Genomic DNA, 25497 nt, shown 5'->3' with positions numbered 1-25497 from the left:
GGTCACATCAGGCACGGGTCCAGCGTCTAAGGCACCAGAAGGAAAGCGGAAACCGCATAGGCAACGATCGCGGCATAGCCCAGTGGATAGATCCACTTGATCGCATAGTTGTCCAGGATGCGCGCCGCCCCCTCCTTGCCGGACACTTTCAATCGTCGCAGCGCGACGTTGAACACGATCAGCGCCCCGGTCATCAGGAACATGCACTGAAGGACAAAATCCAGAAAAGTCAGATAACCCAGCTTGGGCAGATCTGCGGATATTGCCCAGTTGAACGCGACGAAGACCAGCAGGTTGCCGCCCGCAATCTCGATCCTCCGGCGGTATTCATCCAGAAAAAACAGCGCCCAGCCGACCGATATCAAGACAAGCATCGGCAGGAAAACCCGAATGACGTAATAGGTCAGGTGTCGATTGCCCTCAAAAACAAGCGCGACCTGATCGCTTTCTTTGCCGGATAGACCCAGGACCCTGGATGTTTCCAACCGTGCATTGTTCAGAATCCATTCTTCTTCGCCCAACTGATCTCCGAGGCCAGAGAATTCGTTCAACGGATGGTAAGTGACGTATTCAGAGGGAAAGACCGAAACGACCTCGAAATGAAACTCCTGCGTGTCGAACGGGTATTTCCGGAAATCGAAATGAGGCGCCTGGAGTGTAAGAGACGATTTTTCGACATACAGCACCCGCCCGTCGTAACGCAGGGATGCAGCGGATTCGTGGATCCACTTGTTGGACTGCTGATTGTGAATGACAAAAGCCGGCAGAACGGACCCGATACTTGCCGCATGATTGGCAAGGTCGGGCGGGTTGAAGACCCTGATATCCCTCCCCAGTTCCTCGGGATCAAACGCCAGCGCCGGATCGGTCCATTCCACCCGCAAGACCACAACCGCGCCATAGTTTTCGGCCTTTTGATCAACACCGGTGATCTGGTCGATGCGAATTCCGATCCCAACATTCAACGGGTTCTCGGGCGTTCCGGGAAGGGCATCCATCCGACCCCCCAACACATTCTGCGCCGTGGCCGCGACAGAGGAACCGAGCACCAGGAAAAAACCTAAAACCAAGACGGGAATGGCACGGAGCAAGAACATACTTGAGAACACCCTGACACAATGGAAGGCCCGGGCCGCCCGGCGCGGCCCGGGCTGTAACATTACTCGGACCAGCTGATCTGAGTCAGATCGATTGCAGCGGTGGGCGCGTTCTCCCAAAGGCCCTGAACGCCGACTTTCGCAACGCCCAGTTTGGCCAACTGGAACAGGTAGCCATTGACATAGTCGCTTGCGATCAGGCGCTGCGCCTCACCCAGCAAACGGGTGCGTTCTTCGGGGTCGGTGGTGGTGTTCAGAGTGTCCATCAGCGCCTGAAAATCCGTGCTGTCATACTGAAAGTAATAATCAGGCCGCGCATAAATACCGATATCCATAGGCTCGGTATGGCTGACGATGGTCAGACCGAATTCCTTGCCCTTGAACACGGATTCCAGCCATTGGGCCCATTCCACATTGATGATCTCGGCCGTGATGCCGACCTCGGCCAGCTGCGCCGCTATGATTTCGCCCCCACGACGGGCGTAAGACGGCGGAGGCAAATGCAATGTCGTCTCGAACCCATTTTCGAATCCCGCCTCTGCCAGCAACTGTCTGGCTTTTTCGGGGTCGTAAGCGGATTGCGCGGTCAGATCGACGTAAGCCGGATTGTGCGGCGCAAAGTGGGTTCCGATCGGCGTGCCATAGCCAAACATTGCGCCGTCGATGATCGCCTGCCGGTCAATGGCATGGGCCAATGCCTGACGAACAAGGATATCATCAAACGGAGGCTGCTTGTTGTTGGTGGACAGGATCGTCTCACCTTCGGTCGACCCCACAAGGACCTGAAAGCGCGGGTCGGCCTCGAACTGGGGCAGGTTTTCCGGCGCCGGGAAGTTGTCAAACACGTCGACATCCTCTGCCATCATGGCGGCAAAAGCGGCGGTCGGGTCCGAGATGAACTTGAACGTAGCAGTCTCTAATGCGGGCTGTTCGCCCCAGTAATCGGGGTTTCGGTTCAGCGTGATACTGTCGCCCTGCACCCAGTTTCCAAAGGTATAGGCACCGGTACCAACTGGATTGGTCTTGATGTTTTCAATGCTCTCAGGCGCGACGATGACTGCGTCCCCCCAGGCCAGGTTGAACAGGAAATTTCCGTTCGGTTCTGACAGGGTGACTTTCACCGTCAGCGGGTCGACGACCTCGACGGTTTCGATACCGGCAAACAGGGCCTTCTGCGCATTGGCGCTGTCTTCAGCGGTTGCGCGGTCAAGGCTGAATTTGACATCCTCGGCGTCCATGGTGGTGCCATCATGGAAGGCCACCCCGTCATGCAGGTTAAAGGTATAGACCGTCCCGTCTTCGGAAATCTCCCAGCTTTCCGCCAATCCGGGCACAACCGAGCCGTCGCCCATAAAACGTGTCATGCCTTCGAAGATATTGGTGTAAACCACCGAGTCGATGGCTTGCGCCGCGGCGCTTGTCGGGTCCAGATGCGGAGGCTCAAGCTGCATCGCAATGGTGATGTCCGACTTGGCCAAAACCTGCGTAGCAAGCAGGCTGGCCCCTACGGCCAGGGTCGATGCAAATGTCCGGAACAGGAATTTTGTCATGTGAACTCTCCCTACTGAAATGGGTTGTGCCCTTGTTTTCAGGGCCATTTTACTGACAGTCTTCCTGTAAACCTCAGGTCAATCAAGGGAATGTTCGCGCAACCGGGGTTTCTTCGGCCCCTCCCGATCTGCTATGCCGCACTGCAACATAATACTGCAGGAGCGATCCATGAGCGCCACCGCCCGCAAGAAAGCCCCGAACGCCGAGGACATTCGCGCCCGAAAAGGCGGCGAACCTCTGGTCTCTTTGACCGCCTATACCACGCCAATGGCGCGCCTGATGGACGCCCATTGCGATTTCGTGCTGGTCGGTGACAGCGTCGGCATGGTGCTGCACGGGCTGGAATCCACGCTGGGGGTCACGATGGAGATGATGATCCTGCATGGTCAGGCCGTATCACGCGGTCTGGAAAGTGCGATGATGGTCATCGACATGCCTTTCGGAAGCTATGAGGAGAGCCCGGCACAGGCCTTTCGCAACGCCGCACGCCTGATGGCGCACACAAATGCCGGCGCGGTCAAACTGGAAGGCGGTGTGGAGATGGCTGAAACCATCCGCTTTCTGGTGAAACGAGGCATCCCGGTGATGGCTCATATCGGACTGACGCCGCAGTCGATCAACACGCTGGGCGGCTACAAGGTGCAGGGCCGTGACGAGCAGGCTGAAGCCGTCATGGCGGATGCCCGCGCCGTGACCGAGGCTGGCGCGTTCTCGGTCGTTCTGGAGAAAGTGCCCCAAGGTCTGGCGAACCAGATCACCGAAGAGATTGCAATCCCGACCATCGGCATCGGTGCATCTGCGGGCTGTGACGGGCAGATTTTGGTCGTGGACGACATGGTGGGCTTTTTCACCGCCTTCAAACCCAAATTCGTCAAACGCTATGCCGAGCTTGGTCCGTTGGCCGAAGCGGCCATCGCGGAATACGCGGCCGAAGTCCGCGCGCGGACCTTCCCGGCGGACGAACATGTCTTTGCCGATCAGGCTCCGGCCACAGGACAAAATACATGACCGCACCGATTCTGCGCTCTCTGGCCGAGCTGCATGCCAACACCACCACATGGCGCCGAAACGGTGAGGTGATCGGCGTGGTTCCGACCATGGGTGCGCTGCACGAGGGGCATTTGTCACTGGCGCAGGCTGCGAAACAGGGCTGCGACCGGGTGATCGTGACGATTTTTGTGAATCCCAAGCAGTTCAACAATCCCGAAGACTTGGCAAATTACCCCCGCACCGAACATGAAGACGCCCAAAAGCTGGCCCCGTATGGCGTGGATGCGATCTATGTGCCGGACCCGCAGGAAATCTATCCGGAAGGTTTTTCGACGACGGTATCGGTTGCCGGTCTGACCGACGTGATGGAAGGACCTTTCCGCCCCGGACACTTCGAAGGCGTGGCCACGGTGGTCGCCAAACTGTTCCTGCAAACACAGGCGGATCGAGCCTATTTCGGGGAAAAAGACTATCAACAGCTGCTGGTTGTCCGCCGGATGGCGCGCGATCTGGACATCCCAATCGAGGTGATCGGCTGCCCGACTGTCCGAGAACCTTCGGGCCTGGCGATGTCGTCGCGCAACCTTCTTCTTTCCCCCCAAGGGTTGAAGATCGCAGAGCAAATGAACGGCGTCATGCGGCAGGTGGCGTACGATCTGGCCAAGGGCGCGGACTTTGCCGTGCTGGCGCAGGATGCCAAGGAAACCCTGCTGAAGGTCGGGTTCACCGAAGTCGAGTATGTCGACCTGCGCTGTGCCGAGACGCTGGAAAGCCTGTCCAGCGCAAGTCAACCCGCGCGTCTGTTCGTCACAGCTTGGGCCGACGGTGTTCGCCTGATCGACAATATTCCTGTCAATCCGGCCTGATTTCTGCACTGGCCCCTGCGCCGTTGTTTGCGCTAAAGTCCGGCAAAACGATACCGGGGGAGAGCGGAAATGACCCATATTCTGGCAATCGATCAAGGCACTACGTCTTCGCGCGCCATTCTGTTTGACGCGCAGATGCGGCCTGTTGGCACCGCCCAGCAGGAGTTTCCTCAGCACTTTCCGCAGGAAGGCTGGGTTGAACACGACCCCGAGGATATCTGGTCCAGCGTTCTGCACGTGTGCCGCGAGGTGATGGAAACCACCGGTGTTTCAGCGGATCAGATTGCCGGTATCGGCATCACCAACCAGCGCGAAACGACGGTTGTCTGGGACAAACAGACCGGCAAGGCCATCCACAATGCCATCGTCTGGCAGGACCGCCGCACCGCCGATATCTGCGCGCGCTACAAACAGGCCGGGTGCGAGGATGACGTCACAGCCCAAACCGGTTTGCTGCTGGACCCGTATTTCTCGGGCACCAAGGTCAAATGGCTGCTGGATACCGTTTCCGGTGCACGCGAGCGCGCAGAAGCCGGAGAGCTGCTGTTCGGCACGATCGACAGTTTCCTGATCTGGCGGCTGACCGAAGGCCGTGTTCACGCAACCGATGCCACCAACGCCGCCCGTACTCTGTTGTTCGATATTCACTCGGGCACGTGGAGCGCCGAGATTTGCGACCTGCTGGATGTGCCTTTGAACCTCTTGCCCGAAGTGAAGGATTGCGCTGCGGATTTCGGAACCACCACTTTGCTCGGGGGCGACATTCCCATTCTGGGCGTTGCAGGCGACCAGCAAGCCGCCACCATCGGGCAGGCCTGTTTCCAGCCCGGTATGATGAAATCAACCTATGGCACGGGCTGCTTTGCGCTGCTGAACACCGGCGCGCAGCCGGTTCAGTCGAAAAACCGCCTGCTGACGACGATCGCGTATCAACTGGACGGCCAGCGAACTTATGCGCTGGAGGGTTCGATCTTTATCGCGGGGGCCGCAGTGCAATGGTTGCGCGACGCGTTGCAGATCATCGACGCGGCACCACAAAGCGGCGAACTGGCGGCTCAGGCCGATCCGAACCAGCATGTGGTGCTTGTGCCCGCCTTCACCGGCCTCGGGGCGCCTTATTGGAAACCTGACTGTCGCGGAGCACTGTTCGGGCTGACGCGCAATTCCGGCCGGGCCGAGATTGCCCGCGCCACGCTGGAAAGCATCGCCTTCCAGACCCGCGACCTGTGGCATGCCATGCAGGGCGACTGGGGCGCCGATGCCGATGTCATCCTGCGCGTCGATGGCGGGATGGCCGCGTCTGACTGGACCATGCAAGGCCTGTCGAACTGTCTGGGCGCGCCTGTGGACCGCCCTGTCATGCAAGAGACGACAGCCCTTGGCGCCGCATGGCTGGCAGGCATGAAAGCCGGAATTTATCCCGATCAGGCCGGGTTTGCGGAAACATGGGCGCTGGACCGCCGGTTCGAGCCAACGCAGGAACAAGTCGAACGCGATGCGGCTTATGAGCGTTGGCAACGCGCGGTACAGGCTGCGATGGCGTTCTAACCGTGGTCTTTCAACAAACGCTGTTTCTGCCGTGACCAATCGCGCTTGGCCTGGGTTTCGCGCTTGTCATGGGTTTTCTTACCCTTGGCGATGCCGATCTTGATCTTGGCCAACCCCTTGTGGTTGAAATACAAAACCAGCGGCACCAGCGTCATGCCCTTGCGCTGGGTTGCATTCCACAAATCGGACATCTGTTTGCGGGACACCAGCAGCTTGCGACGGCGGCGTTCTTCGTGCTTGAACACTTTGGCCTGCTCGTATGGCGCGATATAGCTGTTGACCAGCCACAGCTCGCCATCATCGACGGTGGCATAGCTTTCCGCGATGTTGGAGCCACCCGCGCGCAGGGATTTGACCTCGGATCCTTGCAGAACGATACCGCATTCGATGTCGTCCTCGATGGCATAATCGAAGCGGGCGCGCCGGTTTTCGGCGATCACTTTGTAATTCGGGTCTGTCTTCTGCTTGGCCATGACGCGTTGATTTAGGCGGCTTGCGCCGCCCTTGCAAGGCACGGATTTCCAGCCGAGGTCATGATTTGGCAGAAATGATCAGATCCGGGCCAAAAATCGTGTCCGCGTGGTTGTGAAGATATATCTTCAACCAGGGCGTAAACCGGTCCGGGTGGCGTTTCACCTCGGCCAACAGATCGTGATAGTCGATCCAACGGATATCCATGACTTCATCCGGGTTGGGCGCGATTTTCAGCGGGCCGCGGACATGGGCCAGAAAGACGTCGACAACCTCGTTTTCCACCATGCTGTTGCCGACATCGGCGTGATATTCCAGCCGGTGTCGGTATTCGGGATACAGACCTGTGATCCCAAGCTCTTCACGCAGGCGGCGCACGGCACAGGTGGACGAGCTTTCGTCCCAATCGGGATGCGTGCAGCAGGTGTTCGCCCAAAGGCCGGGCGTGTGGTACTTGCCCAATGCGCGACGCTGTAACAGGATCTCGGTCCCCCGTACGACAAAAACCGACACAGCCTTGTGCTTGAGCCCCTTCTCGTGAACTTCAAGCTTGTCTACAGGGGTCAACTCACCATCGACCCAAGCTGGGATCATGATACCCATCTGTCCTCTCCTGCTGCCAATCCGCCTGACGAGCCCTGATTTTGATTATTGCTGTTGCCGGATCGGCTTGGCTTTGCGGCGTTGCTTGGCAATCCGCCGTCTGACTTCAAAGTGCGGCTGTTCCACATTGTTATCAATCGCACCAAAGGCCGCAGGGGCTGCGGCCTTTGGTCCTTGTGCAGTGGTGCACAATATCAGATGTTATTCACCCGACACGCTTGCGATGTAGGCATAGACGTCTTCGGCGCCCTTTTTCAGCTTGAAGGTCATTTTCGATTTGGCGGATGTGTCATCCAGATAGGTTTTCAAAAATGCCTTGGGGTCCTGAGCATACTCGACAAAAGTAGTTTCGTCCCAGACCAGACCCTTCTCACCGGCGGCAACGATGCTGTCTCCGTATTTGAAACCCTCAACGGTACCAGCGGTGCGGCCCGCGATTCCATAGAGGTTGGGGCCGGTCTTGCCACCTTTGACGATCACTTCGCCTGCCGGGTCGGCGATCATGTGGCAGGACTTGCATTTGTTGAAGGTTTTCTTGCCCGCCTCAGCGTCACCTTCAGCATAAGCAGGAAGGGCCAGAAGGCCGACGATTGCGGTAGCGAGGATGCGATTCATAGCTTTTGCTCCGATAGAAATTGGCTGCACCGAATGGACCGTCGGCGCAAAAAAGAGTCAACGCGCAGATTGCCGCGCGCGCTTAATGTGCCACTGCGACAAATAGGATGTCCTTAACTTTTGTCATGTACCTCGGACCAGCAAGGCAACAGATCGCCCGCGGCCGGAGTCGCCAGATACACGGCGCGCGCAATAGCTCGCGCCAGGCACAGCGAGGCCGCATGCCCGATGACACCTGGTTCGGTGTCGGTGGCGACACTCCGCGCGCCCGTGCTGACCCCGAATACCAGATCACCATCCCCCGGCGTGTGGGCGGGTACAATGGCGCGGGCAATACCGTCATGGGCGGCAACGGCCAGTCTCTGACATTGCGGTTTGGTCAGGGCCACATCCGTCGCAACGATGGCAATCGTGGTATTGGCCTTGTCCGGGTTCGCGGACTGCATCACCTGCGCCTTGCGACTGACCGTTGGTTGGCCAAGTCCGGCATTGGAATCAGGCCCCAACCCGCCGAATTCGCCGCCCACTTCAAAGGGGGCTGCCCAGAAATGCCTGTCACCCGGCGTGGTGACACTGCCCAGCGGATTGACCGCAACCAATGCGCCAACGGTAACACCACTGTCCAAAACAACCGAGGCCGAACCCAACCCGCCTTTGTGCATCGCGGTCAAAGCCCCGGTTCCTGCACCTGCAGTTCCGAGTTCGAATCGGTCCGACGCGGATTCGAACGCCGCGCGGCCCAAGGCGCGATAGGGATTCTCGTGCCACGCCTTGTCGCCGCCATTCAGCAGGTCGAACAGGATTGCCCCGGGCACGATCGGCACCACGGCGGAACCCACCTTGAACCCGCGGCCCAGGGCATGCAGCGCATCCATGACGCCCGAACAGGCATCCAGCCCGAAGGCCGACCCGCCCGAAAGCACGATCGCATCCACCTGGTCAACGGTCTTGTCGGCGGCCAGCAAATCTGTCTCGCGTGTGCCGGGTGCGCCACCCATCACGTGCACCGAGGCGCGGAGTGGTTGCGCGCCGGTCAGGACGGTGACGCCTGATTTCAAAGTTGCGTTCTGTGCGTTGCCGACCTTCAGGCCGGGGACATCCGTGATCAGGTTTCTGGGTCCGGGGATCATGCAAGCCTCGGTGGTCGAGCGGGAAAGCGCGCTGGCGCGCGCTGCCTCCGGCGGGGATATTTTTGGCCAGATGAAGAGCGGATCAGATGCATCGGCCTCCGTCCACCTCGAGCGCGGCGCCGGTGATCATGCTGGCCTCGTCCGAACACAGGAAACAGGCGGCATTGGCCATATCTTCGGGGGTTGAAAAGCGGCCCAACGGGATGGTCGACAGGAATTTGGCACGGATTTCGGGCGTATCCTCGCCCATGAAGGATTTCAATAGCGGCGTTTCCCCGGCGACCGGGCAGATCGCGTTCACCCGCACGCCGGACGGGGCGAGCTCGACCGCCATCGTTTTGGTTGCGGTGATCATCCAGCCCTTGGAAGCGTTGTACCAGTTCAGGTTAGGGCGCGGTGACAGGCCCGCGGTTGAAGCAACATTCAGTATTGAACCCGCCCCGCGCGCCTTCATGGGTGGAACCAATGCGCGGGCGGTCAGATAGACGGATTTCATGTTCACGTTGAAAACACGGTCGAAATCCGCTTCGCTGACCTCCTCCAGCGGCGTTGGCAGGTGGGTCACACCGGCGTTGTTCACAAGGATGTCCAGATGGCCGAAGGTTGAGAAAGCCGCATCCGCCATCTTTTGAACCGAAGCGCCCTCGCCTACATCGACCTGCTGGGCAACCGCCTCGGACCCAAGCCGGGTTGCGAGTTCATGCGCAGCATCGCCATTGATGTCAGCGATCATGACACGCGCGCCTTCGGCCAGGAACTTCCTTACGATCCCAGCACCAAACCCGGATGCACCGCCAGTGACGATTGCGGTTTTTCCCTCCAGCCTCATGGTGTTACTCTCCTGCACCTTTTGCAGGCCAGACTATCAACGCCCGGACGAGATGCCAGATCAATCTTCGGACACCTTGCCGCGCAGCGCCTTGACGTCGCCCCGCGCCTTTTTCGCCGCAAGCCTGCGTTTGACCGAACCATAGGTGGGTTTCGTCGCGATGCGCCGCTTGGGTTTGACCAGCGCCTTGCCGATCAGCTCGGCCAGCCTTGTTCGCGCAATTTCCCTGTTGCGGGCTTGGGAACGTGTTTCTTCGCACTGAATGATGATCGCGCCATCCTTGGTCCATCGGCGCCCGGCCAGCCGTTTCAGCCGCGCCTTGACCGGATCGGGCAGCGAGGGTGAGCGCGCGGCTTCGAAGCGCAGTTCAACGGCGGTCGAGACCTTGTTCACATTCTGCCCGCCAGGCCCGGAGGAACGCATGAAGCTCTCGGTCATTTCCCAGTCTTGCAGAGTGATTTCGTCAGAGATGTGCAACATGGGTGAGACCATAGCTGGAGCGGTTAAAAACAGAAAGGGCCGCCCCGGTGGGACGGCCCTTCGAAAGTTTAGGAGGTCGGGTCGGTTAGATCAATCGACCAGCCGGAGCGTACGCTCGGCCAAGGGCTGCCCTAGCAGGCTTTCCCCCCGGTTGTTCCGACACCTCTCTCCAATCTCTTTCTCGACACTGGATCACCTCCTTTTCTATCTGTTGCGGTTGAAAAGTAGCGTGACACAAGATGCGCCATTCTCAAAGCACTTTTTTACGCAGGCTGTGCAGCGGTCAGTCGCGCAACGATCACCTTGAACGGGATCAGCGCGATCAGGGCCAGCGACAGTTTCACCAACCAGTCGGCAAAGGCCAGCGTCACCCACAGCGGCGCCTCGGGGCCCGACAGCATGAAGGGCACGGGCTCCCACGCCCAATTGATGGCCGCATCCGCATCGGCACCAAAGAAGGTGACCGAGGCCGAGAAGGCGATGGTGAAGAAGATCGCGGTATCCAGCGCTGAACCTACCAGGGTCGAGACCAGCGGCGCACGCCACCATTGACCGCCGCGCATGGCGTTGAACACTGTGACGTCGGTCAGCTGTGCGATCAGGAACGCGGTGCCCGAGGCGACGGCGATGCGCAGCGGCACGGCGGCATAGGTGAACCCGTCGCCCTGAAGCATGATCTGGCTGCCGATCAGCGAGCAGATCACCCCGGTGACGAAGCCCGCGAAGACAACCTTGCGGGCCGGGCCCACACCGTAGACGCGGTTCATGATGTCAGTGACCAGAAAGGCCAGCGGATAGGTGAAGGCACCCCAGGTCAACAGGCCATCAAAGATCAGGAACTGGACCAGGATGTTCGAGGCCACGACGATGGCGGCCATGGCAAGAATGCCGGGAATATAGTTGCGTTGCATTTTTTGATGCCCGTTTTGACAAGGTAGCGGCGACTTGGCCAAGGGACCGTCCCAAGGCAAGCTGTGCGTTTAGACCTTCATCTGCCGCGTGTCAATCGGGCAGCAGATACTCGACCAATTCGGTCCGTTGCAGCGCCAGAAAGTTGTCGTCCGAGATCATCGTGGCCCGCAAACGTCCCTGACCATCCCGCCAGATCGTCAAACCTTCGAGGTTGTCATGCGCGCCGGTTCCGGTTTCGAACAGGGTTTCCTCGGCGTTTGGCACGTCGCCTGTCAGATCCCATCGCCGCAGGCGCGAGCGAAAGCCGATTGCCGAGAGGCTTCGCTCCAACACGTAGAACCGCCCATCAGGACCGAAATCAGCGGCAACCGGCTTGAACCAACCACGCTGGGGCAGAACAAATGGGGTCGACCAGGTTTGGCCATTCCAGCGGTAGACGGGAATATCTCCGTCCGGGGTGCGGTTCGTTTCCGGCAGCGTATACACCCGCCCGCGCCTGTCGATGGCCAGACCTTCAAAGGACCCGTTGTCGGCGAGATGCTGAAATGCCCGCGGGCGTGGCAACACACGCGCCTTCGTGCCCAGAGCGGGGTAATGGGCGACGCGGTGCACCCCTTCGAATGAGATATAGAACCCACCGTCAGGAACCGCCGCAATCCCTTCGGAATCGCCAACGCCGCCGGACATGCGATGCCCGTTGCTGGACAGAACCGGCCATTGCCCCAGAATGCGAATGCCGGTGATCTCGCCATCAAGACGGTCAATGCGCGCCGTCACCAACCGTGCCCGGTCGCTCAGCGCCATCATCTGCTGCCCATTGTCCGAAATGTGCAGCGCCGAGAATCCACCGAACCAATCCGCCTTGTGACGCCATGCAAAACTGCTTTGATGTGTGGCGGTTTTTACATCCACTCCAGGGGCTGCCGTGGCCAGAAACAGTGCCGCACCTACTTGGATTGCAAGACTGAGGCGCATTGTTTCGGCAAATCGGCCAGCACATATTCCCGGCGTTTCTTGGGCGCCGGCGCGTTCGGGTCGGGCGGCGGCGGGTTCAGGATGTTACGCACCCATTGTTGCGCCTCGGCACAGCCATCGCCCTTGGGTGGTGCATCCTGGTTGACGCATCCCTTTGATCCTCTTGGGCATTTCAGGCGCACGTGAAAGTGGTAGTGATGCCCCCACCAGGGCCTGATCTTGCGCAGGTAGGCCCGGTTGCCTTTTTCATCGTTGCACATCTGAACCTTAGCCCCGGGGAACACGAAGATACGTGCCACGCGCTTGTCCTTGGCGGCTTCGCGCAGTACCGCGTGGTGCTGTTTGGTCCAGTTGCTGTTGACATAGGCACCGTTCGAGCGGCGCAGCGATATGGACGAAATATTCTCGCGCGCCTTGCGCGACAGGCGCATGTTGTCACCCGGAAGCATCCAGATATCGATATCCAGCCCCAGCTGGTGCGAGCGGTGGCCCGAAGTCATTGGCCCGCCCCGCGGCTGGCTGATATCCCCGACATAGAGACCGTTCCAACCCGGCTGTTTCGCCGCGAACCGGCTGAGGTCCTGCACGAAATCGATCGCTTCGGGATGCCCCCAGTTGCGATTGCGCGACAGTCGCATTGCCTGCCACGTGGGCCCGGTCTCGGGCAATTGAACCGATCCGGCCGCACATCCGCGCGAATAACTGCCGAACGCCGCTGCTTTTTGTTGCGAGCTTACCTTCTGTGCCCCGAACAACTGCTTTGCCAAGGGCTGCGCCGATGCCGTATTCGCCAGCGCGGTTATTACCAATAGTGCCAAAAAACGTAGTAAAATCATCTGCTCTGATCCCCTTCAGGTCTGACCCAGCGCATCAGGAATAGACCCAGAATAAACAACAGAATGATTGGTGACACCCCCAGACGCGCACTGCCGGTTGCGGTTGTTGCAATCCCGATCAACAACGGGGCCGCAAAAGCGGTCGCGCGCCCCGACAGACCATAAAGACCAAAGCTTTCGACCGGGGTTTCGGGGTCGGTGTGGCGCACCATCATCGAACGGCTGGCCGATTGCAGAATGCCTCCCATGCCACCGATCAGCACACCACAGCCAAAGAAGACCAGGTCAGGCAGGTTGGATCCGTCAGGCAGGCCGATGCCGTAGATCTGCGTCCGGTCCATCGACACCACTGTGACGCAGACAAAAATCAATACCCAGATCGCCACCAATATCACTGGTTTCGGGCCGTATTTCTTGTCTGCCTTCCCTCCGATCCACGCAAAAACGGCCGAAGCGAGAACGCTGACGATCCCGAATACTCCGATCTTGATCAGATCCCATTCCAACACCAGCCGCGCATAGACACCACCAAAACTGTACAGCCCGTTAAGTGCGTCGCGATAGAACATGGACGAACCGAGGTAACTGGCCAAACTGACGCGATAGCGCAAGTTAGACACTGATTTCGACAGCAGGCGCAGCGCCTCACCCACGCTTCCCTTCCTGTCCGTCGCCGCATCGTCGCGGACCCACAGGAAGTACGGCACCATGAACAAAATGAACCACATTGCGGTAAAGGGGCCGACAAAACGCGTGCCTTCCCGGGTGGCGGCATACAGACCAAAGGCGGGCGTCATCCCGATCAGGGTTTTGCCGTTTGGCTGTTCCACAAACAGCGCCAGCATGATCGCCAGCGAAATCAGCCCTCCAAAATAGCCAAAGGCAAAGCCCGAGCCCGAGATCTCGCCCACTTCGCTGTCATCGCCCAAATCGGGTAGCTGCGAGTTGATGAAGATCAGCGCATATTCTGCACCTACGAAGCCGAAACCGAAAGCCGACAGCATCAACCACATGTTCGAGCCATCGGGCATCGTATACCAAAGCGCCGCAGACCCGACCGCATACATGACCGAAAAGGCAAATATCCACGGGATACGCCGCCCCGAAACATCCGCCATCGCCCCCAGCAGCGGCGCGCCAAAAGCGATGATCAACCCGGTGATCGTCAGACAGTTGGCCCAAACGGTCTGCGCGCGCGCCGCGGCCGCCTGCGCATCCAGCCCTTCAGCGGTGAAATACCCGGCGGCGACGCCTGCGAAGTAAGGGCCAAAGACAAAGGTGACCAGAAGGGTGTGATAGGGCTGGCTGGCCCAGTCAAAGAACCACCAGCCCCAGATGCGCCTGCGCTTGGATATTTCTGCCATCTCTGCCCCTGTTTATCGTTGCGATTATATGACTGGGCTTTAATTCAAATCGCAAGCGTTGAGTGCCAGACACTTGCTCTTTGTCGCCATGGTGCTTAGGTCTCGGCCAACAAGAATACGGAGAACCCATGCTGTCGCTGATCCAAATCCTGCTGCTGATCCTGGACATTGTCTGGTTCATCATCCTGGCCCATGTGATCATGAGCTGGCTGATCAACTTTCAGGTGCTCAACCTGCACCAACAGCTGGTCGCGCAAATCTGGTACGGGCTGAACCGCCTGTTAGAGCCTATTTATGGCCCGATCCGGCGTATCTTGCCCAATATGGGCGGTCTGGACCTGACGCCGCTGGTGGTGCTGATCGGGGTCTATGCGCTGCGGATCATCCTGATCAACAACGCGGTCTATTTCTACTGACCTCTTGTTCCCCGATTCCGACTGTGTGATTGTCCTTTCAAGAGCAGTCAAATCTTGAAACAGGGCACCCCCGCACATGTTCGACGCCGCGCCTCTGCTGCGAGATGTCTTTGGATTCGATGACTTCCGCCCCGGGCAGGAAGAGATCGTCGATGCCGTAACCGCCGGCCAGAACGTGCTGGCCATCATGCCCACGGGCGGCGGCAAATCCCTGTGTTATCAACTGCCTGCCCTGCTGCGCGACGGGGTGACGGTGGTGATTTCGCCGCTGATCGCGCTGATGCGCGATCAGGTGCGGGGGCTGCAAGAGGCCGGGGTCGAGGCCGGCGCGCTGACCTCGGGCAACACACCCGAGGAAACCGACGCCGTGTGGGAAGCGCTCGAAGCCGGGCGGCTGAAGCTGCTGTATATGGCGCCCGAACGGCTGGCGGCGGGCTCGGCGCTGGGGATGCTGCGGCGGATCAATGTCAGCCTGATCGCCGTGGACGAGGCCCATTGCGTCAGCCAGTGGGGCCACGATTTCCGCCCCGACTACCTGCGGATCGGAGAACTGCGGCGCGCGCTGAACGTGCCCCTGGCCGCCTTCACCGCCACGGCGGATGCGGAAACCCAGGACGAAATCGTAGAAAAACTGTTCGACGGCACGCCCCCGCGCAAGTTCCTGCGCGGCTTCGACCGGCCGAACATCCACCTGGCCTTTGCCGCCAAGGACAGCCCGCGCAAGCAGATCCTGGATTTCGCCGACGCCCGCCGGGGCCAGTCGGGCATCATATATTGCGGCACACGCAACAAGACCGAAGTTCTGGCGCAGGCGCTGCGCGAACAGGACCACAGCGCCTGCCACTATCACGGCGGGATGGAGGCCGAGGACCGCCGCATCGTGGAAACCCGTTTCGCGCGCGAGGACGGGCTGATCGTGGTAGCCACCGTGGCCTTTGGAATGGGCATCGACAAGCCCGACATCCGCTGGGTCGCCCATGCGGACCTGCCGAAATCCATCGAGGCCTATTACCAGGAAATCGGCCGCGCCGGGCGCGACGGCGGGCCGGCCGAGACCCTGACTCTGTTCGGCCCCGACGATATACGTTTGCGGCGGTCCCAGATTGACGAGGGGCTGGCGCCACCCGAACGCCGCATGGCGGATCATGCGCGGCTGAACGCGCTGCTGGGGTTGGCCGAGGCGCTGGAATGCCGCCGCCAGACCCTGCTGGGCTATTTCGGGGAACAGGCCGCACCCTGCGGCAAATGCGACCTGTGCGATACACCGCCCGAAGTATTTGATGGCACAACACCCGTCCGAATGGCCTTGTCCGCGATTCTTCGCACCGAGGAGTGGTTTGGCAGCGGTCATCTGATCGACATCCTTCTGGGGAACGAGACCGACAAGATCCGCGCCCGTCGTCATGATGGTCTGTCCACCTGGGGCATCGGCAAGGACTGGTCGCGCGCGCAATGGCAGGCGATATTCCGCCAGATGATGGGGCACGATCTGGTGCGCCCCGACCCCGAACGCCACGGGGCCTTGCGCATGACCGAGGCCGCCAAACCTATTCTCAAGGGCGAGGCAAAGATCAATCTGCGCAAGGACGCCCTGCGCAAGGCAACCCGTCGCCCCGCCGTGAAAGCCATGGTGTCCGATGAAGATGCGCCCTTGCTGTCGGCTCTCAAGGCCAAAAGACGCGCTTTGGCAGAATCCGCCCGAGTCCCGGCCTATGTCATTTTCCCGGATCGCACCCTGATCGAAATGGCGGAAAAGCGCCCCATGACGCTGGACGAGATGGCCCGGATCGGCGGCGTCGGCGCCAAGAAGCTGGAGCGCTATGGCGACACCTTCCTTGAAGTGATCGCGGGCGAGGCCCAGGCGTTGCACCCGGCGCGCCGCAAACTGGCCGGTCGCGATCAGGGCGACATCTATGACCGCTTGCTGGAAGTACAGTCCCAATTGTCCCGCGGCCCCGACGGGATAGACAAGCCTCTGACCTGCTCGGCCTCGCAACTGGCAAAGGTGGCGCAGATACGCCCTGACGACCTGCGTGGACTTGAACAGGTGCTGGGCGACCGGCGTCACGAAAGGTTTGGCACTGCCTTTCTGGACGTGTTGCGTGGCGCGGGCTAGATACGTCAGAGCAGGCAAGAAAAGAGGGCAGGTATGCTGGTAGTGATTTCCCCGGCCAAGCGGCTGGACTGGGCAGAGCGGGACGTTCAAGTCACACAGCCGGATTTTCAGGATGATGCGATCAGACTGTCCAAAACCGCGCGCAATCTGACCCTTGGCGATCTGAAAAAGCTGATGGGTCTGAGCGATGATCTGGCGCGCCTGAACCGCGATCGCTATCGTGCTTTTTCCGACATGCCAGACGCCGATGCAACGCGCCCGGCCGCGCTGGCCTTTGCGGGGGACACCTATCAGGGTCTGGAAGCAGCTTCGCTCGATCCTGACGAACTGGCATGGGCACAGGATCATCTGCGCATCCTCTCCGGTCTCTATGGTGTGTTGCGGCCACTGGATGCGATACAGCCTTACAGGCTGGAAATGGGCAGCAAGCTGAAAACACGGCGCGGCAAGAACCTTTACGAGTTTTGGCGCGACCAGCTGAGCAAAGCTCTGAACGCACAAGGCAACATGATCGGCAGCGACGTTCTGATCAACTGCGCCAGTCAGGAGTATTTCGGCGCCGTGGACCCGAACGCGCTGAAATTGCGCGTCATCTCGCCGGTGTTCATGGAAGACAGGAACGGCACACCGAAGATCGTGAGTTTCTTTGCCAAAAAGGCGCGTGGCGCAATGGCGCGATATGTCATTCAGCACCGCCTGACCGACCCCGATGCCCTGCTGGATTTCGATACGGGCGGTTACGCGTATCGTGCTGACCTGTCGGAAAAGGACAAACCTGTCTTTGTTCGACCTTATTCGGCCTGAAACCGTGACAGCCTGATCGATGCTTCCCTCCACGGTTTTGGGCCGAGGGTCCGGGCGAGGGGCCAGCCCCTCGCGCTCCCCGGGATATTTTCAGCCAGATGAAGTGGGATCCTGTTTGCGGTCACACATGGGTGCGTGTTCCTGGGCGAGGTGATTGTCCATGACTTCGCTTACGCCATCTGGTTGGTGTTGCAGGATCATTTGATGAATGTGGTTTTTGCGCAGCGGTTTCGTCATGTAGTGATCCAACCCCGCGGACAGGATGCCCTGATCGTCACCGGCCATTGCATGAGCCGTCAAGGCGACGATCGGGACATGACGCCCTGTTTCGACCTCAAGCCTGCGGATTTCAGCAGTGGCTTGTTTGCCGTCCATTTTTGGCATCGATATATCCATGAAGACCAAGTCCGGGTCAAATTCCTGAAAGATCTCGACGGCTTCTATTCCATTGGACGCAAATCGCAGATCTATATGCAGGTCTTTGACCATCTTTTTCAGGATCAGCTGGTTGGTAAGATTGTCCTCGGCCGCAAGTACCTTCATGCGCCTTGTTTCCAAGACCTTGGTTTCTCGGCCGTCGGCAACGGGTTTTCGCTGCGTCGAACGACGTTCTGGCGGCGGGGTGTCCTTGAGAGCCACGAGCCTGGAATACAACTCGGCCCTGGGGATCGGCTTCTGCAACACACCGTCGATCAGTTCGCGGGCTGGGTGCGTGTGGATCAGAGATGGATTTGCAGACATCACGATGACCGAAGCGTCGCCCCACCCACGGTCTTTGAGGGTGACGGCAAGATCCAAGCCATCCATATCCGGCAGATCATGATCGCACAGGACAAATTCAATCGCGTCATGCATTTCTGCCAGCGCCTCGGCCGCTGATGCGCAAACCGTCACTTCGGCCCCCAAACGGCCAAGTTGTTTCGCCAGAATGGCCCGGTTTACGGCCAGATCCTCGACCACCATGACGTGTTTCACGCAATCCGCCAGTTTCGGAGGCTCGGGCTGTGGGCCTTCTGCCGTGGGCAGCGACACCCTGAACCCGAAACAGGATCCCCGACCCGGTTCGCTTTCGACCCAGACTGAACCGCCCATCATGGTGATCAGGCGCCTGGTGATCGCAAGACCCAACCCGGTACCTTCAAATTGACGATTGCGTTCATCTTCGACCTGATTGAACTCACCAAAAACGTGGTTGATCTTGTCCGCATCGATACCGATGCCGGTATCTTCGATGGCAACATGGATGTCGCATGTTTGAGCCTGGGCATGCGGAACGCCTGTCACACGGACCAGGACATGCCCTTCCGTGGTGAATTTGACTGCGTTGCCGACCAGATTGGTCAGAACCTGCCGTATTCGGCCCGGATCGCCCACGAAAAGGGTGGGCAGGAACAGGTCGTAATCCACAAGCAACGTGAGCCCCTTGTCACGCACGCTTGGCTGCAACAGCATTGCGACTTCAAGAATGCAGCGCTCCAGATCGAAGGGTTCAGGGTGCAAAACCAATTTGTCCGCCTCGATCTTGGAGTAATCAAGCACGTCGTTGATGATAACCAACAATGCCTCACCCGAATTGCGGATGGTGTTGACATAGAGCCGCTGTTCTTCGTCCAGCGGAGATTCATCAAGCAGTTCGGCCATACCCACGATACCATTCATCGGCGTGCGGATTTCATGGCTCATATTGGCGAGAAAGGCTGATTTGGCCCTGTTGGCCGCTTCCGCCCGTTCGCGGGCAGCCTTCAGTTCTGATTCGTGCCGGACCGACGCGGTGATGTTGAGCGCCAGGCTGACCACGTCACCGCCGCTGCCACGCTGATCGATCAGGCGGATGTAGTGACCGTTCCACAGTTGCATGACGATCGGAGGTGGATTGGCCCGATTCCAGCGTGCCTGCATTCTGGCCTGCCATTCCTCGGCAGTTTCGTCACCGGTATCGACAATTCCTTCGGTGGTCAGCAATTGCAGAATGCGCTGGTAGGAAATCCCTGGCGCCACCTCATCCAGCCCTTCAAACACGCTGAGATACGCAGCGTTTGCGCTGATGAGCCTGCTGTCGCCGTCAAAGAATGCAAACCCGTCCTGAATGGTCTGGATCGAATGCCAAAGGCGGCGTTCGGCAATCTCGATCTTGGCATGAGCGACGGTGAGATCCGATTTGACCTTTTCGTTTTCGCCGCGAACAGTTTCAACTTCGGCCTGAGTTTCACCAATGCGCCTGGTCAACGCCATGGCGTGTTGGCCCAGTTTGCGATTGGCGGCCGAAAGTTCGGCCTGTTTCAAGGCAAGCATTCGTTCGGCTGCCAGACGCGCACGCCGTTCCTGTGCCAGTTTGTTTGCAAGACTCATTTTGATCGTTTCCGGGACGTTCGGATCTCAGCATCGCGACAGAGAATGAAAAACTGTTTAAGCCGTTGCGCTACAGGCGCGCGCCATGCAAGGTTGAGCGCAAAGAGGAGAGCACGATGCACCGCTTTGTTTTTATTTCAATAACTTACTTAGTTTTCCTTCTGATCCTTCCCGCTGCCGTTCTGGCGCAGAGTGCGGTGCCTGAGTTCCGCTATGTCACCTCTCGGGATACGGATTTTTACGGGGCGGATCTGGATCCGTTGTTCGACACCGATCTGAAGTCCTGTATTCAGGCCTGCTCGGCCAACGCGCAATGTACGGCGTTCACCTACAACACCCGATCCGATGCCTGCTTTCCCAAAAGTGGCGTGAACCGACAAGAGGCGTATCAAGGCGCATTGTCCGCGCAAAAGGTGCCAAGCGCTGAACAGACCCTAACCTTGGGAAAAACGCGCGAGCAAGCACTGAGCGTCCTGAGTTCTGACGATCTGGTGCACGCAAGAAAGCAAGCCCGCGATCTGGGATTCCTGCACCCGGCAGGGGGGTATGACCTTCAGGCCGTTCTGGATGCGGCGCGCGACACGGGCAGTGTCGCACAAGCGATGCAGTGGATCGGTGTCGCCGTATCGCTCAGCGACAGCGCGGATCTTTGGGTGGAATATGCGCGCCTGCTGCTGGCCATGAACCCTTCGGGTTGGAATGAGCGGCGCGACCTGCGCAACCGCGCGCTGAATGCGTCGATCAATGGCTATCTGCGCGCCGAAACCCCCGGCACCCAGATCGCTGCCCTGATGACCCTTGCGGAAGCCCTGGAAGAGGTTGAGCGCGGGCGCGACATGATTCCCGTTCTTCGGCTGGCCGAGCAAGTGCAGCCGCGCGAAGACGTGCTGTCCGCATTGGACAAAGCGATCGGCAAATACGGTTTCCGCGTGGTCGACGGCTCGGTCGAAAGCGATGCGGCAACACCCAGGATCTGTATCGAATTCTCGGAATCGCTGGTCAAGGCCGGGGTCGACTATGATCCCTTCGTTCAACGTGACGCCGACGGGCTGGTCGTGCAGGCCGAGGACAGCCAGCTTTGCGTCGATGGGGTCGCGCATGGCCAGCGTTATCGCCTGACGCTGCGCGAAGGCTTGCCTGCCGCCTCGGGCGAAGCACTGAATCGCAGCATCGAACTGACCCATTATGTACGCGACCGGACGCCTTCGGTTCGGTTTCCCGGACGCAGCTATGTCCTTCCGAAATCTGCCGACGTGGCCTTGCCCGTCGAAACGGTCAATGTCACCGAACTTGACCTGACCCTGCGGCGGGTCAGCGACCGGAACCTGTTGCGAGCCGTGCAACAGGGTTTTTTTGGCCGCCCGCTCAGCGAATGGCAGGAGGAAGAATTCTCGGACCAGATTGCCCAGGACATCTGGACGGGTACTGCCGAGGTTTCAAACCAGTTGAACCAGACCATGACGGCACGTCTTCCCATGGCCGAAGCGATCTCGGATCAACCTGCGGGTATCTATGCATTGACCGCCCGGGTTCCGGGGGCCGATCCCTATGACAATCCCGGCGCAACGCAATGGTTTGTGCTTTCTGATCTGGGGATCAGCACCGCCCTGGGCACTGACGGGCTGCACGTGACCGTGCGCGGGCTAAGCGACGCGGCACCGCGCGAGGGTGTCGAAGTTTCGCTGGTCTCAGGGGCGAACGCCGTTATCGCATCGGCACAGACCGATGAAACCGGCTATGTAAGGTTCGATCCGGGCCTGACACGCGGCAAAGGGGCCAGCGCGCCTGCTTTGGTGACGGCGGCAATCGATGACAGCGATTTCAGCTTTCTCTCGCTGACCGATCCTGCCTTTGACCTGTCGGATCGCGGCGTTGAAGGGCGCGCACCGGCGGGGCCGGTCGATGTCTTCCTGACCACCGACCGAGGTGCCTATAGGGCCGGCGAAGTGATCCATGTCACCGCCCTGTCCCGCGATGGCAAGGCGCAGGCCATCGAGGGCCTGCCTCTGACGGCGATCCTGTATCGCCCGGACGGGGTGGAATACCGCCGGTCTGTCTCGGATGGCGGTGTTGCCGGGGGCCATGTCTTTGCCCTGCCCGTGGCCGCAGACGTACCGCGCGGCGCATGGAAAATTGAAATCAAATCCGATCCAAAAGGCGATGCGCTGGCGCGTCAGACCGTTCTTGTCGAGGATTTCCTGCCCGAACGGATCGATTTCGAACTGACCCTGCCCGACGCACCCTTGCGCCCCGGCGACAGCCCACCGCTCTCGATCGACGCGCGCTATCTATTTGGAGCGCCGGGGTCGGACCTGAGCATCGACGGGCAGGTCATCGCACGCCCGGCGGACACGGTCCCGGGCTACGACGGATATCGCTTTGGTCGCTATGATGCAGAAACCTCGATCAAGAGCACATATTTCGGAGACACGCGCACAGACGCGACGGGGCACGCGACCGTGGCGGTCAAAGTCCCCGTGTTAGAGACTGAAGGAAAGCCAATCGAGGCCGAAATCATCGCCCGGCTGGCCGATGGCTCGGGCCGCCCGGTCGAGCGTCGCCTGACCGCGCCCGTCCTGCCGCCGCAGCCTGTTATTGGTGTCAAACCCCTGTTCGACGAAGTCATCCCAGAAGGCACCGAGGCTGCGTTCGAGATCGTTGGCCTCTCGCCCGGGCTGACGCCCATTCCGATGCGTCTCCGCTGGACGCTGAACAAGATAGAAACGCGCTATCAATGGTACCAGCTTCACGGCGACTGGAACTGGGAACCGACAACGCGCCGCAGCCGTGTCGCCACCGGCGAGGTGGACGTCTCCTCTGACCCTCTGACGCTGACCCAACCGGTGGAATGGGGGCGCTATGAACTGGTCGTGCAGCGAGTTGACGGCACATATACCGAAACCGCCGTCGATTTCTATGCGGGCTGGTATCAGGCCGCCGATGCATCGACCACGCCGGACCGGCTTGAAATGTCGTTGGATCGCGACAGCTATCGCATAGGGGATACCGCGCAGTTGCGGATCGTGCCCCGCATGGCCGGTGTCGCTCAGATCGAAGTCCTTTCGAACCGTCTGATCCATCGCCAGATCGTGGAGGTGCCCGAAGGGGAAACTCTGATCCCGATTGAGGTGACCCAGGATTGGGGCGCCGGGGCTTATGTCACCGCAACCGTGATCCGCCCAATGGATGTTGCAGCTGGTCGGAACCCCGCGCGGGCGATGGGCGTGGCCCATGCCAGCATCGATCCAGGGGACCGCAGACTTTCCGTAACTGTCGATGTGCCCGAGGTCACCGCACCGCGTCAGACGCAAAAAGCCCGTATCAGGGTCGAAAATACCGTGGGTGATGAGCCGGTCTGGCTGACGCTGGCCGCCGTCGACCTGGGCATTCTGAACCTCACCGGGTTCAAAAGCCCGGACCCGCAAGGATACTATTTCGGGCAGCGCCGTCTGGGTGTTGATCTGCGGGATGTCTACGGGCGACTGATCGACGGCATGAACGGAGCCATGGGCACAGTGCGCTCGGGCGGCGACAATGACAGCGGGATGCGTCGCCAGTCTCCGCCACCGACACAAGACCTGATGGCCGTGTTCAGTGGCCCGGTCGAGATCGGCGCGGATGGCGAAGTTGAGATCGACATTCCCCTTCCTGCCTTCAACGGAACCGTCCGGCTGATGGCGGTCGCGTGGTCGCGCAAAGCCGTCGGTCAGGCCGAAGCTGAAATGATCGTCCGCGACCCGGTGGTCGTCACCGCCAGCCTTCCGCGCTTCCTTGCCCCGGGCGATCAAAGCCGGATGCGTCTTGAGATCGTCCATGCGGATGGCACATCCGGAGAAATGGCACTTGGCCTGACCGCCTCCGATGGTTTGGAACTGGGCGCGGCACCGGCCAGCTTTGTGCTGGAGGACGGTGGCAAGGCGGTTTTCGAGACCCCGATCACGGCCAGCGCCATCGGCGATCCTGAAATCAGCGTATCGATCACCACACCTGATGGGCGCGACCTGTCGCAAACCTTGCGCATGCCGGTGCGGGCCAATGACCCGGTGATTGCACAGACGCGGCGTTTTGCCTTGGGCGCAGGCGATAGCTTCCTGTTTTCGCAGGATGTGTTTGACGGGTTCCAGCCGGGTTCAGCCAAGGCCATCCTGTCCGCCGGAGCGTTGGCCAAATTCGACACGCCCGGTCTGCTGGATCAGCTGAACCATTACCCCTATGGATGCACCGAACAGATCACCAGCAAAGCGCTGCCGTTGCTGTACCTGTCATCCGTTGCGCAAGCCACGGGGCTGGGGGATGGCCCGGTTGTGGATCAACGCATCGCCGATTCGATCCGCAGTATCCTGACCCGTCAGGCCGCAAACGGCGCCTTTGGCCTGTGGCGCGCAGACAGCGGGGATTTCTGGCTGGACGCCTATGTGACCGATTTCCTGTCCCGTGCCCGCATTCAGGGGCATCCCGTGCCGGACCGGGCGTTTGCTCAGGCGATGGACAATCTTCGGAACAGGGTCAATTCCGCGCCTGATTTCGACGAAGGCGGTCGGGACATAGCCTATGCCCTGATGGTTCTTGCGCGGGAAGGCGCGGCCTCGATGGGCGATCTGCGCTATTACGCGGATGTCAAAGGGGATGCCTTCGACACCCCTCTGGCGGCGGCGCAACTGGGCGCAGCTCTGGCCTCTTACGGCGACCAGACCCGCGCGGATGCGATGTTCAACCGTGCCGCGCGGATGCTGGATCGGCAACAGAACCAGCAACAGAACGTCTGGCGCGCTGACTACGGCACCCACCTGCGGGATGCAGCGGGCTTGTTGAGCCTTGCCCTGGACGCGGGCAGCGAGGCGATTGACCGCGATGCTTTGATCCAACGGGTGAGCACGGGCCGCACGCCGCTGTCCACTCAGGAGGCCACGTGGTCATTGCTGGCGGCGCACGCGCTTGTGTCTGACCCAACGGGGTCGGGCTTGATGGTCAACGGGGCGCCGGTTTCCGGTCCGTTCGTGAAAGTTCTGCAATCCGGACAGGCGGACGAGATCAACGTCACGGCCGCCGACGGTCAGGCGACGGATATCACCTTGACGGTCACAGGCATCCCTGAGATTCCGCCCGAGGCAGGCGGCACCGGCTATGCAATCGAACGGCGGTATTACTCGATGGATGGCGATCTGATCGATTCAGACAGCTTTGCCGTGGGTGATCGGTTCGTCACTGTGCTGCAAGTTACACCGTTCGAAAACGGCGGTGCGCGGCTGATGGTGAACGATCCACTGGCCGCCGGGATCGAGATTGACAACCCAAGCCTGCTGCGCTCGGGCGATGTCCGCTCGCTGGACTGGCTGGATCTGTCCGACGCCACCCATACCGAGTTCCGCTCGGACCGGTTCCTGGCCGCCGTTGATTTGTCCGGTCGTGAAACCGTGACGCTGGCCTACGTGGCGCGCGCCGTGACACCTGGCGTGTTCCATCATCCGGCGGCCTCGGTCGAGGACATGTACCGCCCACAGAACCGGGCGCGGACATCTACCGGACGGGTCGAGATCCAGTGACC

Annotated in this window: 20 protein-coding genes; 7 read left to right on the top strand and 13 right to left on the bottom strand. The window is 60.0% G+C overall.

Features of this window, described 5'->3' with window-relative positions:
- Nucleotides 1–26: 26 nt before the first annotated feature.
- Both ACR0E2_RS12690 and ACR0E2_RS12685 read right to left on the bottom strand, forming a co-directional pair.
- Complete coding sequence (locus ACR0E2_RS12690) at nucleotides 27–998, bottom strand: ligand-gated ion channel (protein ID WP_480446648.1); 972 nt, start codon at nucleotides 996–998, stop codon at nucleotides 27–29.
- 161 nt (nucleotides 999–1159) lie between these two features.
- The gene (locus ACR0E2_RS12685) at nucleotides 1160–2647 is read right to left on the bottom strand and encodes an ABC transporter substrate-binding protein (protein WP_480446647.1); all 1488 of its coding nucleotides are present in this window, start codon (nucleotides 2645–2647) and stop codon (nucleotides 1160–1162) included.
- 169 nt (nucleotides 2648–2816) lie between these two features.
- Between ACR0E2_RS12685 and panB the strand changes: the two genes are divergently transcribed.
- The 3 genes from panB (at nucleotide 2817) to glpK (ending at nucleotide 6052) form a co-directional block, all read left to right on the top strand.
- Nucleotides 2817–3656: a 3-methyl-2-oxobutanoate hydroxymethyltransferase gene (gene panB, locus ACR0E2_RS12680; protein WP_480446646.1), complete on the top strand. Its 840-nt coding sequence runs from the start codon at nucleotides 2817–2819 to the stop codon at nucleotides 3654–3656.
- The gene (gene panC / locus ACR0E2_RS12675; protein ID WP_480446645.1) at nucleotides 3653–4504 is read left to right on the top strand and encodes a pantoate--beta-alanine ligase; all 852 of its coding nucleotides are present in this window, start codon (nucleotides 3653–3655) and stop codon (nucleotides 4502–4504) included. Before panB ends, panC begins: the two co-directional genes overlap by 4 nt.
- Before the next feature lie 69 nt (nucleotides 4505–4573).
- Complete coding sequence (gene glpK / locus ACR0E2_RS12670; RefSeq protein WP_480446644.1) at nucleotides 4574–6052, top strand: glycerol kinase GlpK; 1479 nt, start codon at nucleotides 4574–4576, stop codon at nucleotides 6050–6052.
- On the opposite strand, the gene smpB is transcribed toward glpK, so the two are convergent.
- The 10 genes from smpB to ACR0E2_RS12620 form a co-directional block, all read right to left on the bottom strand.
- Nucleotides 6049–6525, bottom strand: a complete 477-nt coding sequence (gene smpB, locus ACR0E2_RS12665; RefSeq protein WP_224858171.1) for an SsrA-binding protein SmpB — start codon at nucleotides 6523–6525, stop codon at nucleotides 6049–6051. The genes glpK and smpB overlap by 4 nt on opposite strands.
- Before the next feature lie 58 nt (nucleotides 6526–6583).
- Complete coding sequence (gene idi / locus ACR0E2_RS12660; RefSeq protein ID WP_171172087.1) at nucleotides 6584–7126, bottom strand: isopentenyl-diphosphate Delta-isomerase; 543 nt, start codon at nucleotides 7124–7126, stop codon at nucleotides 6584–6586.
- Between the two features lie 201 nt (nucleotides 7127–7327).
- Nucleotides 7328–7741 carry a c-type cytochrome gene (locus ACR0E2_RS12655; protein ID WP_171172089.1) on the bottom strand — a complete coding sequence of 138 codons (414 nt, stop codon included), beginning with the start codon at nucleotides 7739–7741 and terminating at the stop codon, nucleotides 7328–7330.
- 113 nt (nucleotides 7742–7854) lie between these two features.
- The gene (locus tag ACR0E2_RS12650; RefSeq protein ID WP_480446643.1) at nucleotides 7855–8871 is read right to left on the bottom strand and encodes a P1 family peptidase; all 1017 of its coding nucleotides are present in this window, start codon (nucleotides 8869–8871) and stop codon (nucleotides 7855–7857) included.
- Nucleotides 8872–8953: 82 nt separating this feature from the next.
- Complete coding sequence (locus ACR0E2_RS12645; RefSeq protein WP_171117063.1) at nucleotides 8954–9700, bottom strand: SDR family oxidoreductase; 747 nt, start codon at nucleotides 9698–9700, stop codon at nucleotides 8954–8956.
- Between the two features lie 60 nt (nucleotides 9701–9760).
- A complete protein-coding gene (gene arfB, locus ACR0E2_RS12640) occupies nucleotides 9761–10180 on the bottom strand; it encodes an alternative ribosome rescue aminoacyl-tRNA hydrolase ArfB (protein ID WP_480446642.1) in 420 nt (139 codons plus the stop codon).
- A gap of 263 nt (nucleotides 10181–10443) precedes the next feature.
- Nucleotides 10444–11091, bottom strand: coding sequence for a queuosine precursor transporter (locus ACR0E2_RS12635; RefSeq protein ID WP_171640194.1), 648 nt, complete (start codon nucleotides 11089–11091; stop codon nucleotides 10444–10446).
- Between the two features lie 91 nt (nucleotides 11092–11182).
- Nucleotides 11183–12067: an esterase-like activity of phytase family protein gene (locus tag ACR0E2_RS12630; RefSeq protein WP_480446641.1), complete on the bottom strand. Its 885-nt coding sequence runs from the start codon at nucleotides 12065–12067 to the stop codon at nucleotides 11183–11185.
- Nucleotides 12040–12903, bottom strand: a complete 864-nt coding sequence (gene mepA / locus ACR0E2_RS12625) for a penicillin-insensitive murein endopeptidase (protein WP_480446640.1) — start codon at nucleotides 12901–12903, stop codon at nucleotides 12040–12042. Before mepA ends, ACR0E2_RS12630 begins: the two co-directional genes overlap by 28 nt.
- Nucleotides 12900–14267, bottom strand: coding sequence for an MFS transporter (locus tag ACR0E2_RS12620; protein ID WP_480446639.1), 1368 nt, complete (start codon nucleotides 14265–14267; stop codon nucleotides 12900–12902). Before ACR0E2_RS12620 ends, mepA begins: the two co-directional genes overlap by 4 nt.
- Nucleotides 14268–14395: 128 nt before the next feature.
- On the opposite strand from ACR0E2_RS12620, the gene ACR0E2_RS12615 reads away from it, so the two are divergent.
- From ACR0E2_RS12615 to yaaA, 3 genes are all read left to right on the top strand, one after another.
- Nucleotides 14396–14683 carry a YggT family protein gene (locus ACR0E2_RS12615; RefSeq protein ID WP_005980077.1) on the top strand — a complete coding sequence of 96 codons (288 nt, stop codon included), beginning with the start codon at nucleotides 14396–14398 and terminating at the stop codon, nucleotides 14681–14683.
- Between the two features lie 76 nt (nucleotides 14684–14759).
- A complete protein-coding gene (gene recQ / locus ACR0E2_RS12610) occupies nucleotides 14760–16799 on the top strand; it encodes a DNA helicase RecQ (protein ID WP_480446638.1) in 2040 nt (679 codons plus the stop codon).
- 33 nt (nucleotides 16800–16832) lie between these two features.
- Complete coding sequence (gene yaaA / locus ACR0E2_RS12605; RefSeq protein WP_480446637.1) at nucleotides 16833–17603, top strand: peroxide stress protein YaaA; 771 nt, start codon at nucleotides 16833–16835, stop codon at nucleotides 17601–17603.
- A gap of 90 nt (nucleotides 17604–17693) precedes the next feature.
- Here the strand turns inward: yaaA and ACR0E2_RS12600 are convergent, their stop codons facing one another.
- Nucleotides 17694–19952: a response regulator gene (locus ACR0E2_RS12600; RefSeq protein ID WP_480446636.1), complete on the bottom strand. Its 2259-nt coding sequence runs from the start codon at nucleotides 19950–19952 to the stop codon at nucleotides 17694–17696.
- A gap of 116 nt (nucleotides 19953–20068) precedes the next feature.
- On the opposite strand from ACR0E2_RS12600, the gene ACR0E2_RS12595 reads away from it, so the two are divergent.
- Nucleotides 20069–25495 carry an alpha-2-macroglobulin family protein gene (locus ACR0E2_RS12595; RefSeq protein ID WP_480446635.1) on the top strand — a complete coding sequence of 1809 codons (5427 nt, stop codon included), beginning with the start codon at nucleotides 20069–20071 and terminating at the stop codon, nucleotides 25493–25495.
- Nucleotides 25496–25497: the final 2 nt, after the last annotated feature.

The sequence above is a fragment of the Ruegeria sp. A4 genome (assembly GCF_056543025.1).
The sequence above is the reverse complement of the archived record's forward strand: the minus strand, read 5'-3'. Positions and strand labels throughout refer to the sequence as shown.

Bases quoted from the DNA above. Each gene is read 5' to 3' on its own strand.
- ACR0E2_RS12650 (WP_480446643.1), bottom strand. From the start codon at position 8,871: ATGATCCCCGGACCCAGAAACCTGATCACGGATGTCCCCGGCCTGAAG.
- panB (WP_480446646.1), top strand. From the start codon at position 2,817: ATGAGCGCCACCGCCCGCAAGAAAGCCCCGAACGCCGAGGACATTCGC.
- ACR0E2_RS12685 (WP_480446647.1), bottom strand. From the start codon at position 2,647: ATGACAAAATTCCTGTTCCGGACATTTGCATCGACCCTGGCCGTAGGG.
- ACR0E2_RS12635 (WP_171640194.1), bottom strand. From the start codon at position 11,091: ATGCAACGCAACTATATTCCCGGCATTCTTGCCATGGCCGCCATCGTC.
- ACR0E2_RS12655 (WP_171172089.1), bottom strand. From the start codon at position 7,741: ATGAATCGCATCCTCGCTACCGCAATCGTCGGCCTTCTGGCCCTTCCT.
- ACR0E2_RS12620 (WP_480446639.1), bottom strand. From the start codon at position 14,267: ATGGCAGAAATATCCAAGCGCAGGCGCATCTGGGGCTGGTGGTTCTTT.
- ACR0E2_RS12630 (WP_480446641.1), bottom strand. From the start codon at position 12,067: ATGCGCCTCAGTCTTGCAATCCAAGTAGGTGCGGCACTGTTTCTGGCC.
- idi (WP_171172087.1), bottom strand. From the start codon at position 7,126: ATGGGTATCATGATCCCAGCTTGGGTCGATGGTGAGTTGACCCCTGTA.
- ACR0E2_RS12600 (WP_480446636.1), bottom strand. From the start codon at position 19,952: ATGAGTCTTGCAAACAAACTGGCACAGGAACGGCGTGCGCGTCTGGCA.
- yaaA (WP_480446637.1), top strand. From the start codon at position 16,833: ATGCTGGTAGTGATTTCCCCGGCCAAGCGGCTGGACTGGGCAGAGCGG.
- panC (WP_480446645.1), top strand. From the start codon at position 3,653: ATGACCGCACCGATTCTGCGCTCTCTGGCCGAGCTGCATGCCAACACC.
- smpB (WP_224858171.1), bottom strand. From the start codon at position 6,525: ATGGCCAAGCAGAAGACAGACCCGAATTACAAAGTGATCGCCGAAAAC.
- recQ (WP_480446638.1), top strand. From the start codon at position 14,760: ATGTTCGACGCCGCGCCTCTGCTGCGAGATGTCTTTGGATTCGATGAC.
- ACR0E2_RS12615 (WP_005980077.1), top strand. From the start codon at position 14,396: ATGCTGTCGCTGATCCAAATCCTGCTGCTGATCCTGGACATTGTCTGG.
- arfB (WP_480446642.1), bottom strand. From the start codon at position 10,180: ATGTTGCACATCTCTGACGAAATCACTCTGCAAGACTGGGAAATGACC.
- ACR0E2_RS12645 (WP_171117063.1), bottom strand. From the start codon at position 9,700: ATGAGGCTGGAGGGAAAAACCGCAATCGTCACTGGCGGTGCATCCGGG.
- ACR0E2_RS12690 (WP_480446648.1), bottom strand. From the start codon at position 998: ATGGATGCCCTTCCCGGAACGCCCGAGAACCCGTTGAATGTTGGGATC.
- mepA (WP_480446640.1), bottom strand. From the start codon at position 12,903: ATGATTTTACTACGTTTTTTGGCACTATTGGTAATAACCGCGCTGGCG.
- ACR0E2_RS12595 (WP_480446635.1), top strand. From the start codon at position 20,069: ATGCACCGCTTTGTTTTTATTTCAATAACTTACTTAGTTTTCCTTCTG.
- glpK (WP_480446644.1), top strand. From the start codon at position 4,574: ATGACCCATATTCTGGCAATCGATCAAGGCACTACGTCTTCGCGCGCC.